General features: G+C 67.9%; 13 protein-coding genes. All 13 read left to right on the top strand.

The features are described from left to right. The first annotated feature begins 1 nt into the window (after position 1). On the top strand, positions 2-940 hold the full coding sequence (locus LC452_RS18045; RefSeq protein WP_223627851.1) for an FtsQ-type POTRA domain-containing protein: 939 nt from the start codon (positions 2-4) through the stop codon (positions 938-940). A gap of 182 nt (positions 941-1,122) precedes the next feature. Further along, positions 1,123-2,268, top strand: a complete 1,146-nt coding sequence (gene ftsZ / locus LC452_RS18050; RefSeq protein WP_223627853.1) for a cell division protein FtsZ — start codon at positions 1,123-1,125, stop codon at positions 2,266-2,268. Then, positions 2,265-2,966 (top strand): YggS family pyridoxal phosphate-dependent enzyme, encoded by a 702-nt coding sequence (locus LC452_RS18055; protein ID WP_223627855.1) that lies wholly within the window; start codon positions 2,265-2,267, stop codon positions 2,964-2,966. The genes ftsZ and LC452_RS18055 overlap by 4 nt, the downstream gene beginning before the upstream one ends. A 42-nt stretch (positions 2,967-3,008) precedes the next feature. Further along, positions 3,009-3,488 carry a cell division protein SepF gene (locus LC452_RS18060; protein ID WP_223627857.1) on the top strand — a complete coding sequence of 160 codons (480 nt, stop codon included), beginning with the start codon at positions 3,009-3,011 and terminating at the stop codon, positions 3,486-3,488. Between the two features lie 3 nt (positions 3,489-3,491). Further along, positions 3,492-3,788, top strand: a complete 297-nt coding sequence (locus LC452_RS18065) for a YggT family protein (RefSeq protein ID WP_136056530.1) — start codon at positions 3,492-3,494, stop codon at positions 3,786-3,788. Between the two features lie 151 nt (positions 3,789-3,939). Continuing rightward, positions 3,940-4,554 carry a DivIVA domain-containing protein gene (locus tag LC452_RS18070; RefSeq protein ID WP_223627859.1) on the top strand — a complete coding sequence of 205 codons (615 nt, stop codon included), beginning with the start codon at positions 3,940-3,942 and terminating at the stop codon, positions 4,552-4,554. Between the two features lie 9 nt (positions 4,555-4,563). Next, the gene (gene lspA / locus LC452_RS18075; protein ID WP_223627861.1) at positions 4,564-5,208 is read left to right on the top strand and encodes a signal peptidase II; all 645 of its coding nucleotides are present in this window, start codon (positions 4,564-4,566) and stop codon (positions 5,206-5,208) included. Positions 5,209-5,210: 2 nt separating this feature from the next. Then, positions 5,211-6,131 carry an RluA family pseudouridine synthase gene (locus LC452_RS18080; protein ID WP_223627862.1) on the top strand — a complete coding sequence of 307 codons (921 nt, stop codon included), beginning with the start codon at positions 5,211-5,213 and terminating at the stop codon, positions 6,129-6,131. Between the two features lie 69 nt (positions 6,132-6,200). Next, positions 6,201-6,800, top strand: a complete 600-nt coding sequence (locus LC452_RS18085) for a GNAT family N-acetyltransferase (RefSeq protein ID WP_223627864.1) — start codon at positions 6,201-6,203, stop codon at positions 6,798-6,800. A gap of 31 nt (positions 6,801-6,831) precedes the next feature. After that, complete coding sequence (locus tag LC452_RS18090; protein ID WP_223627866.1) at positions 6,832-7,434, top strand: RNA polymerase sigma factor; 603 nt, start codon at positions 6,832-6,834, stop codon at positions 7,432-7,434. Beyond that, on the top strand, positions 7,431-8,543 hold the full coding sequence (locus tag LC452_RS18095) for a hypothetical protein (protein WP_223627868.1): 1,113 nt from the start codon (positions 7,431-7,433) through the stop codon (positions 8,541-8,543). Before LC452_RS18090 ends, LC452_RS18095 begins: the two co-directional genes overlap by 4 nt. Before the next feature lie 41 nt (positions 8,544-8,584). After that, positions 8,585-9,190, top strand: a complete 606-nt coding sequence (locus LC452_RS18100) for an RNA polymerase sigma factor (RefSeq protein WP_223627870.1) — start codon at positions 8,585-8,587, stop codon at positions 9,188-9,190. Continuing rightward, a complete protein-coding gene (locus tag LC452_RS18105; protein WP_223627872.1) occupies positions 9,165-10,262 on the top strand; it encodes a hypothetical protein in 1,098 nt (365 codons plus the stop codon). The genes LC452_RS18100 and LC452_RS18105 overlap by 26 nt, the downstream gene beginning before the upstream one ends. Positions 10,263-10,310: the final 48 nt, after the last annotated feature.

Genomic DNA, 10,310 nt, shown 5'->3' on the forward strand with positions numbered 1-10,310 from the left:
CATGCGTCGGCCCGCACCGCTTCCGACCGCCCCGGAGAGCAAGGGGCAGAAGGATGCCGCGCCGGAGGCGACGGCGCGTCCGCGTCGCGGCCAGGGTGCAGAGGCGGACGGCGCGGCTGTCGCGGACGGGACGATCGGGTCCGATCCGCCCCCGACCCCGCCCATCGGTGACCAGGAGCCGCAGCCGACATCGACCAGGGACGTGTGGCGTGCGGCGCGCGCTCGGCGCAAGGCGCTGCGGGCGGAGATCCGTCGGTTCACCCAGCGGTCCCGGAGGCGGCGGATCATCTGGCTCAGCAGCATCGGCGCCGTGATCCTGCTCATCGGCGGGAGCGTCGCCGCCGCGTACAGTCCGCTGTTCGCGGTCGAGAAGATCACGGTGGCCGGAGCCACGACGCTCGACCCCGCCGTGCTCGAGGCCGCCCTCGCCGACCAGCTCGGCACCCCGCTGGCCCTGGTCGACACGAGCGAGGTGAAGGCGGCGCTGCTGGCCTTCCCGCTCATCGAGACCTACGCGCTCGAGGCGCGACCGCCGCACGACCTGACGGTGCGCATCCTGGAGCGCACGCCGATCGGCGTCATCCGCTCGGATGCCGGATACACGCTGGTGGATGCCGCGGGCGTCGCGCTGGCCACGACCTCGGACCAGCCCGAGGGGCAGCCGCTCGTCGACGTCGACGGCGGCGTCGATTCGCCGGCCTTCGAGAGCGCAGGACTCGTGGTCCGGGCGCTCCCCGCCGACGTCCGAGCGGCGCTCACGGGGGTCACCGCCACCACGGCCGATGATGTGACGCTCACCCTGAGCACCGGTCTCACCGTCGTCTGGGGGAGCGCGGAGGAGTCGGCTCTGAAGGCCGTCGTGCTGTCAACGACGATGATGCAGAATCCGAACGCCGCATCGATCGACGTCACATCCCCCAAAGTCGCCGTCGTCGGCTGACCGCTTTCGGCGGGAATGGCGCGACACGCCCGTGTCGCTGCGGGCGCGCGGGCATGCGGCGCTTACCTTCGATTCAGGGAACGCAATACCGGGAAATACTTTACACCTCTAGTTGAGGTTTAAGGTTCACCCTCACACCTTCTCGACTACGAACGCAAGGCTCGACTAATCGGAGGCCGGCCATGAGCCAGAACCAGAACTACCTCGCCGTGATCAAGGTCGTCGGCGTCGGCGGTGGCGGCGTCAACGCCGTGAACCGCATGATCGACCTCGGCCTCCGCGGAGTCGAGTTCATCGCCGTGAACACCGACGCGCAGGCGCTGCTGATGAGCGACGCCGACGTCAAGCTCGACGTGGGTCGCGAACTGACCCGCGGACTCGGTGCCGGCGCCGACCCCGAGGTGGGCCGACGTGCTGCCGAGGACCACGCCGAAGAGATCGAGCAGGCGCTGACCGGAGCCGACATGGTCTTCGTCACCGCCGGCGAGGGTGGTGGAACCGGAACCGGTGGCGCTCCTGTCGTCGCGCGGATCGCCAAGTCGATCGGCGCGCTCACGATCGGTGTCGTCACCAAGCCGTTCTCGTTCGAGGGTCGCCGCCGCCAGAGCCAGGCCGAGGCCGGCGTCGCGAAGCTCAAGGAAGAAGTCGACACCCTCATCGTGGTGCCGAACGACCGACTCCTCGAGATCAGCGACCGCGGCATCTCGATGATCGAAGCCTTCGCGACCGCCGACCAGGTGCTGCTCGCCGGTGTGCAGGGCATCACGGATCTCATCACGACCCCCGGTCTGATCAACCTCGACTTCGCCGACGTCAAGTCGGTGATGCAGGGTGCGGGATCCGCGCTCATGGGCATCGGCTCCGCGCGCGGCGCCGACCGTGCGATCAAGGCCGCCGAGCTGGCTGTCGAGTCGCCGCTGCTCGAGGCGAGCATCGAAGGTGCGCACGGCGTGCTGCTCTCGATCCAGGGTGGCTCGAACCTCGGCATCTTCGAGATCCACGACGCCGCCGACCTCGTCAAGGAGGCCGCGCACCCCGAGGCGAACATCATCTTCGGTACGGTCATCGACGACACGCTCGGCGACGAGGTGCGCGTGACCGTGATCGCGGCCGGATTCGACGGCGGCGAGCCGTCGCTGCGGCTCGACCCGATGGTGGTGTCGCGGCCCGCCGCCACGACGCTGCCCGAGGTCGCCCTCTCGGACGACGCGGAGCCCGCGAAGAGCGAGAGCTCGGAGCCCGCGCCCGTGCAGCAGCGCGTGCCGGCCACGAGCATCGAGCCGGCCTTCGTCGACGACGACATCGACATCCCCGAATTCCTGAAGTGACCTCGGAGGCCGACGAGCAGTCGAGCCTGGCCGCGCGGCTGTCGGCGATCGATGAACGCATCGCCGACGCCGCGCGCGATGCCGGTCGCGACCCTGCGGAGATCAGCAGGATCGTGGTGACGAAGTTCCACCCTGCCTCGCTCGTGGAGGAGCTGCACGCTCTCGGCGTGGCCGATGTGGGCGAGAATCGGCAGCAGGAGCTCTCGGCCAAGCAGGCGGAGCTCTCGGCGCTCGACCTCCGCTGGCATTTCATCGGTCAGGGACAGACGAACAAGGCATCCGCCATCCGTCGGAGCGCCGACGTCGTGCACTCGGTCGATCGCGACCGGTTCGCCGACGCGCTGCATCGCGCGGCGGTGGATGACGACGTGCTCGACGTCCTCGTGCAGGTCAACCTCACCGACGACGCGGGGCGAGGCGGTGTCGTGCCGGAGCAGGCGCGTGCGCTGGCCGAGCATGTGCTCGCGCTGCCGTCGCTGCGCCTTCGAGGCGTCATGGCTGTGGCACCGCTCGACGAGGAGCCCGCGTCGGCCTTCACGCGCCTCCGCACCGTCTCCGACGAGATCCGCGCGGTCGAGCCGTCGGCCACCTGGATCTCCGCCGGTATGACCGGCGACTTCGTCGAGGCCATCGCCGCAGGCGCGACACACCTGCGGATCGGCTCCGCAATCACCGGACCCCGGCCCGACCGGGGTTAACCTGTGAAAAGACCACCCCAAACGTTCGAACCGGAGGACACGATGGGTAACCCGCTGAAGAAGACCATGGTGTATCTCGGCCTCGCTGACGAGGAAGAGGTCTACGAGGAGGAGACGCAGGCTCCGGCCCGCGCCAACCGAGAGCGCGACCGCGATCGCGATCGTGATGAGCCGGCTCCGGCTCCCGTCACCCCGCTGCGCCGACCGGTCGCCGTTCGCCAGCCGTCCGCCGGCACGGTCAACGAGATCCTCACCGTGCACCCGAAGCAGTACCGCGACGCGCAGCTGATCGCGGAGAGCTTCCGCGAGGGCGTTCCGGTCATCATCAACCTCTCCCAGATGAGCGACGCCGACGCGCGTCGTCTGATCGATTTCGCCAGCGGCCTCTCCCTCGGTCTGTACGGCCGCATCGAGCGCGTCACGTCGAAGGTCTTCCTGCTGTCGCCGGAGAACATCGCGGTGTCGGGCCACGGGGGAATCGCGCACGCAGACGCCGAGTCTGCGGGCTTCGACCAGTCGTAGCCCGTGGAGCTGGTCTCCGTCGTCGCCAGCATCGTTCACCTGGTGCTGCTGCTCTACATCTTCGTGCTCTTCGCACGCCTGATCCTCGACTACATCCCGATGTTCAATCGGGAGTGGCGTCCGAAGGGCTTCGGGCTCGTCCTCGCTGAGGCGGCGTACACGCTCACCGATCCGCCGATCCGGTTCTTCCGGCGGATCATCCCGCCGCTGCGGATCGGCTCGCTGTCGCTCGACTTCGGGTTCGCCCTCACACTGCTCATCGTGCTCATCCTGATGAACATCGTGGGGCTGTTCTTCTGATCGCGAGTTCTCGCGCTCCGGGTGTCGTGACATCGCGACGCAAAGGCGCGGGGACTATGCTGGCACCGAGGTGCGCGCCCCGGGTTCGCGCCACATCACGACCACGCCATACTCCAAGTTGGCAACCGAACTCATCGAAAGAGGAGCCATCATGGCACTTACCCCGGATGACGTCGTCACCAAGCAGTTCCAGCACGTCCGCTTCAAGGACGGCTTCGACCCTGACGAGGTGGACGACTTCCTCGACGAGATCGTCATCGAGTGGCGCAAGGCCCTCGAAGAGAACGCCGAGCTGAAGGCCAAGCTGGCCGCCTACGAGTCGGGCGCCGCCCCTGAGGCCGCCGAGCCCGTGGCCGCGGCTCCTGCAGCTCCCGTCGTCGCCGAGGCCCCTGCGGCCCCCGTCGCCGAGGCTGCTGCAGAGCCCGCTCCGTCCGGATCCGCGACCGCGACCGCCGGCATCATCGAGCTCGCCCAGCGTCTGCACGACGAGCACGTCGCCGAGGGTGAGGCGAAGCGCAACCAGCTCATCGCCGACGCCGAGGCCGAGGTCGGCCGCATCCGCAGCGAGGCCGAGGCCAAGCAGCGCGAAGAGGCGGCGCGCCTGGAGCGCGAGCGCAACACGCTCGAGGCTCGTATCACCGAGCTCCGCAACTTCGAGCGCGACTACCGCTCGCAGCTGCGCGGCTACATCGAGGGCCAGCTTCGCGACCTCGACGAGAAGTCGGCTTCCACGGACTCCACGCCGGTCTCCGCGATCGGTCTGTAAGGCGCCCTCTTGTCAGGACGCCGTCCCCTTCGTCGGTCGGCGGCCGGTGCGATCGTTGCGATTCTCGCAGCGCTCGTGCTGGCCGCCGATCAGTTTGTGAAGTACCTCACGATCGAGCACCTGCCTCTTCACGAGGTCGTGCCCGTGCTCGGCGAGTTCCTTCAGCTGTACTACATCCGCAACTCCGGCGCGGCCTTCTCGCTCGGCAGCGGAGTGACGTGGATCTTCACCATCGCCCTGAGCGTGGTCGCCCTCGTCATCATCTGGAAGGCGTTCAACCTCCGCTCGCGGTGGTGGGCCGTCGTGCTCGGCGCTCTGCTGGGCGGAGTCCTGGGCAACCTCACCGATCGTCTCTTCCGCGAGCCGGGCTTCGGCAACGGTCACGTCGTCGACATGATCTCGATGCCGTGGATGATGCCCGCGATCTTCAACGTGGCCGACATCTTCATCGTGACGGGCATGATCTCGGTCGCTCTGCTCGTCGTGCTCGGGCTTCGTTTCGACGGCACCCGTGAGCGGGACCACGCGACAGTCGAGACCGAAGAGGAGGCGGAGGCTGCTGCCGTCGCCGCCGATGAGCCCGAGGCTGCCTCGGTCGCCGTCGCTGACGAGGCGGAGACGGACGACGCCGCTGCTCCGTCGGACGGTCGCTGACCGTGGAGTCGCGGTCCCTCCCCGTCCCTGACGGCATGGACGGGGAGCGCGTCGACGCGGCCCTCGCGCGCATGCTCGGCTTCTCCCGCACTTTCGCCGCCGATGTGGCGACGGCCGGGGGAGTGCAGCTCGACGGCGTGACGCTCGACAAGTCCGACCGCCTGCGCGGCGGCGCGTGGCTCGAGGTCGAATGGCAGCCGAAGGAGGCGCCGCGCATCATTCCGATCGCGGTTCCCGAGCTCGGTATCGTCTACGACGATGACGACATCGTCGTGGTCGACAAGCCGTCTGGTGTCGCCGCTCATCCGTCAGTCGGGTGGGAGGGGCCGACCGTCATCGGCGCTCTCGCGGCCGCCGGGTTCCGGATCGCGACCAGCGGTGCGGCCGAGCGGCAGGGCGTCGTTCACCGCCTCGACGTCGGTACGAGCGGCCTGATGGTCGTCGCCAAGACCGAGACCGCGTACACGGCTCTGAAGCATGCCTTCAAGGAGCGCACGGTCGAGAAGATCTACCACGCGGTGGTGCAGGGTCATCCGGATCCGCTCGCGGGCACGATCGAGGCTCCGATAGGCCGTCACCCCAACCACTCCTGGAAGTTCGCGGTCGTGCCGGACGGCAAGCCCTCCGTGACGCACTACGAGACGCTCGAGGCGTTCCCGGGTGCGTCACTGCTCGAGATCCATCTCGAGACCGGCCGCACGCACCAGATCCGCGTGCACATGGCCGCGCATCGGCATCCGTGCGTCGGCGATCCGCTCTACGGCGCCGATCCGACGCTGTCCGCCCGCCTCGGCCTGACCCGGCAGTGGCTGCATGCGCATCAGCTGGCGTTCACTCACCCGGCCACGGGCGAGTGGGTGCAGTTCGAGTCTCCGTATCCTGCGGACTTCCAGCACGCGCTCGACGTGCTGCGCGGAGAATAGCCCGCACGGGCTTGGGTCGCTGAGCCTGTCGAAGCGCGCGATGTCGTTGGCGTGGACCACACTGGGCGCATGAGCATCGAGGTGCGTCCGGCCACCGAGTTCGACGACGTCGCGACGCTGGTGGGTCCGAAGAAGCCGACGTCGAACGTCTGCTTCTGCCTGAGCTATCGCATCGGCAGCAAGGAGAACGTGGCGCTGAAGGGTCCGGAGCGGGCCGATCGTGTGCGCGAGCTGTGCCACCAGGATCCGCCGCCGGGCGTGATCGCGTACCTCGACGGCGAGCCGGTCGGCTGGGCGGCGCTGCATCCCCGCAGCGAGACGAGCTTCGCCCGGAACCGGCTCATTCCGCACGTCGACGACCTCGACGTGTGGTCGCTCTGGTGCCTTCGCGTGCGGCCGGGGCATCGCAAGCAGGGGATCTCGCACGCGTTGATCGACGGAGCCGTCGCCTATGCGAGGAAACGTGGTGCGCCCGCGGTCGAGGCGTACCCGGTCGACAACGGAGGGAAGCAGGTGAACCTGACGATGGCGTATGTCGGCACCAGGGGTCTCTTCGAGAGCGCGGGTTTCACGAAAGCGGCAGACACCGGGTCTGTGTTGGACGGATTCCCGCGAGTGCTGATGAGACTCGATCTGAGAAAGCCGAAGAAGTCGTCGAAGAAAACGTGAACCCTCTGAGGGCGTACGGACAATACACAGCGTGAGCACAGACAGCGAGATCATCCAACGGTCTCTGGACCAACCATCAGCCTTCGCCCAGCTGTTCGATCGACATGCGCGCGTGGTGAACTCCTTCGCGACGTATCGGGTCGGCCGGCACACGGCGGAAGACGTCCTCAGCGAGACGTTCCTCGTGGCCTTCCGCCGACGAGCGGACTACGACACCGGCGTCGAGTCGGCCGTCCCGTGGCTGCTCGGCATCGCCTCACGACTGATCCGCCGACATCGCGCGGTGGAGGCGAAGCACTGGCGTTCGTTCGCGGCGGTGGTCTCAGGGGAGGAGCACTCCTCCGAGGGCGGGCTCGACGATGCCATGACCAGGCTCGACGCGGAGCGCGAGGTCGAAGGGCTGCGGGGGCGCATCGCCGCCCTCGCGCCGAAGGATCGCGAGACTCTCCTGCTCTACGCCTGGCAGGGGCTGACATACGAGGAGGTGGCCGCAGCGCTCGGGGTCCCGGTCGGAACGGTCCGTTCGCGGTTGAACCGCGTGCGGAAGCGCTTGGATCCGGTTCGCCGGGCACAGGCACGGGTGAAGACACAGACACAGACACACGCCGACGGCGCAGCAGGGAGAGTCCGATGAACGTTTTCGAGAAAGTACAGCAGACGCGTCCGGAGATCGACGGAGCCGACGAGAACATCTCGGCGGCGCGTGCTCGACTCCTGACCGAGATCCACGCCGAGAAGCAGCCGGCGCGATCGCGTGCCGCACGACGCCCGTGGATCATCACGGCCGGGCTGGTGGGCGCTGCGGCGGCGGTGACGGCCGGAGTGCTCGTCGTGGGCAACCTGACCGCACCGACGACCGGTGGCGTCGAAGCGATTCCCACCGTCGTGCCGGAGCCGTCGGTGGAGCCGACCCCGGAGCCGACGGTGGAGCCGTTGACGGCTTCGGGTGCGTTCAGCGCGGCAGGGGCATCGGCGAGCAGCTTCGCCGGGCTGACCGTCGCACCGGGACAGTATCTGAGGGTCCACACCGACTCCGAACAGATGGTGTACCAGCACCCGGACACAGGGGTAGGAGAGTTCCAGACTGATCGATCGACCGCCGCCAACGCCTGGATGGATGCGGTCTCCTGGGACAACTATGTCCCCGCGGACACGTCGTCGGACTGGTATTCCGTGGGCGGGCCTATCGAGATCCGGGAGGAGTTCGGTCCTGACGCCGCCGCGCTCGCGGCGCAACATGTGCAGGCGATCGGTGGGCCGAGTGGACCGAGTCTGTTCGCAGGCGGGATCCCGCCCTGGGAGACTTCGAGCGGGTTCTCGATGCATGCCTTCTGGCAGGACATGCCTCGTGACCCAGCCCAGTTGATCGCGTGGATCAGGCAGAATCAAGGACCCGTGACGGGTGACCAGGACTACAAGGTGGGATGGGTGCTCGTGAACCTGCTCGCGGCGAACGTCGGGGCACCCGATGTTCGATCGGCGATGTACGGTGCGCTGAGCATGCTCGGCGGATCGGAGATCATCGATACCCAGGGAAACATCGTCACCCTGAGCTTCTCCGCTGCCGAGCAGGCGCTGTCCGGTGCCGATGGCATCCGTCGTCGAACCGTGACCATCGACATCTCGTCGGGGCTCGTTCTCGAGAAGACGGTGACGCTCGATGTCGCGTCGCCCTTGATCCCGGCAACCCTTGCGGATGAGCGGTACACCTACACCGTGAGCGTCGTCGACTCGCTGCCGTGACGAATATTGAACCGTCTGCGCTCTCCGGGGCAATACATAGTGTGAGCACAGACAGCGAGATCATTCAGCGGTCGCTCGGGCAACCCCGAGCCTTCGCCGAACTGTTCGATCGGCACGCCAGGACGGTGGGCGGCTACGCGGCCCGCCGTCTCGGCCCCGATGCGGGCGAGGACATCCTCAGTGAGACGTTCCTGGTCGCGTTCGCACGACGGAAGTCGTTCGACACGTCCTGGGACTCGGCGCTTCCCTGGTTGTACGGGATAGCCTCCCGGCTGATCCGGAAGCATCGGGCCCGGGAGGCCAAGCACTTCCGGTCGAGCGTGGAGTCCGCGCAGCGCGAGGAGCACATCTCCCAGGGAGATCTCGAGACGACGATCGCTCGTCTCGATGCGGAGATCTCCACCCGGGAGCTGGCACCGCGGATCGCGGCCCTGTCGAAGAAGGATCGGGAGACGCTCCTGCTCTACGCGTGGGGCGATCTGACCTATGAAGAGGTCGCCGTCGCCCTGGGCGTCCCGATCGGGACCGTCCGATCCCGGATGAACCGCGTGCGGACGCGGTTGGATCCGGCGAGGGCGATCACCAGAGAACGAGTCGTGAACGAGAAGGAAGGAGCGGTCGATGGACGTTTTCGAGCGCGTGCGTGACGTGAATGCAGGAACGAGCCTGACGGAGGACCGGATCATCGCGGCCCGTCTCCGGCTCCTCCACGGGATCGACGACAGCCGGAGCGCGGAGCGCAAGCGCCTCGTGAAGCGGCCGATGTTCGTGATCGCCGGAGCGGTGGCCGGAGTGGCTGCGGTGACCGCAGGGGTCGTGGTGGTCAGCCAGCTGACGGCGCCTGCGCCGAGGGTGGAGGCGATTCCCGCCCCGACCGCCGACCCCCGTGAGCCCGGACAGACGATTCCGAAGCCGGAGCCGACCTCCGGCACGACCATCACGGAGCCGTTCCCCGGGACGACGCCGCAGGCGGGCCAGTATCTCCACGTGGCGAACACCACCGAGCGCCTGTTGTACCGGGATGGGCGCATCTTCTCCTGGCCGGCTCACGGCGACTTCCCCCCGATCTCGGGGCTGCTGACCCGCGAGCGGAGTCAGACCTACGTGCCGGCGGATCGATCGGGCGACTGGTACTTCGAGTATGGTCCGAGCGCCGAACGGGTGCAGTTCTTCCCGGAGGATCAATGGCCGGCAGGTGAGCTCGCATGGGACAACCAGTACCCGGTGAGTTCCGAGGTCACCGGGTACTGGAACACGGGTGGTCAAGCAGGCGACGGTGACCTGCAGACCGGGTCGACCGCCGGGTACGTGGCCTATCCTCGCGATCCGCAGGCGCTGCTCGATCATCTGCGCACCCAGGTCGCGGCTTATGCGCAGTCGCCCGAAGCAGTCGAAGACGGTCTCATGGAGGACTTCATCGGGGTTCTCCAGTCGAACATCGCCCCCGCCGATATGCGGGCGGCCTTCCTCGGAGCGTTCGAGCTCAGCGGCCTCGCGCAGATCGATGTGACGAATGACGGGAAGACGAGATATCAGGTCCACCGGTCGCTCTTCGATGCCCGTACCGAAACGATCGTGGTCGACCCGGCGACGGGATGGGTGACCGAGTTCACCCTGCGATACGACCGTACCGACGGGGCCGAGGGCGACATGGTGCCGGCGAACATCCCGGACGTCCGGACCACCTACGCGGTCTCGATCGTCAATTCCGTCCCATAGCCCGGAGGGGGCCGCGGAGCCCCGACACCGATCTCGGTGTCGGGGCTC

This window comes from Microbacterium sp. EST19A (assembly GCF_019969685.1).
In the GTDB taxonomy this organism is placed as follows: Bacteria; Actinomycetota; Actinomycetes; order Actinomycetales; family Microbacteriaceae; genus Microbacterium.

Excerpts from the sequence above, each read along its gene's own strand:
- LC452_RS18045 (WP_223627851.1), top strand. The coding sequence starts at position 2 with ATGCGTCGGCCCGCACCGCTTCCGACCGCCCCGGAGAGCAAGGGGCAG.
- ftsZ (WP_223627853.1), top strand. The coding sequence starts at position 1,123 with ATGAGCCAGAACCAGAACTACCTCGCCGTGATCAAGGTCGTCGGCGTC.
- LC452_RS18060 (WP_223627857.1), top strand. The coding sequence starts at position 3,009 with ATGGGTAACCCGCTGAAGAAGACCATGGTGTATCTCGGCCTCGCTGAC.
- LC452_RS18070 (WP_223627859.1), top strand. The coding sequence starts at position 3,940 with ATGGCACTTACCCCGGATGACGTCGTCACCAAGCAGTTCCAGCACGTC.
- LC452_RS18085 (WP_223627864.1), top strand. The coding sequence starts at position 6,201 with ATGAGCATCGAGGTGCGTCCGGCCACCGAGTTCGACGACGTCGCGACG.
- LC452_RS18095 (WP_223627868.1), top strand. The coding sequence starts at position 7,431 with ATGAACGTTTTCGAGAAAGTACAGCAGACGCGTCCGGAGATCGACGGA.
- LC452_RS18105 (WP_223627872.1), top strand. The coding sequence starts at position 9,165 with ATGGACGTTTTCGAGCGCGTGCGTGACGTGAATGCAGGAACGAGCCTG.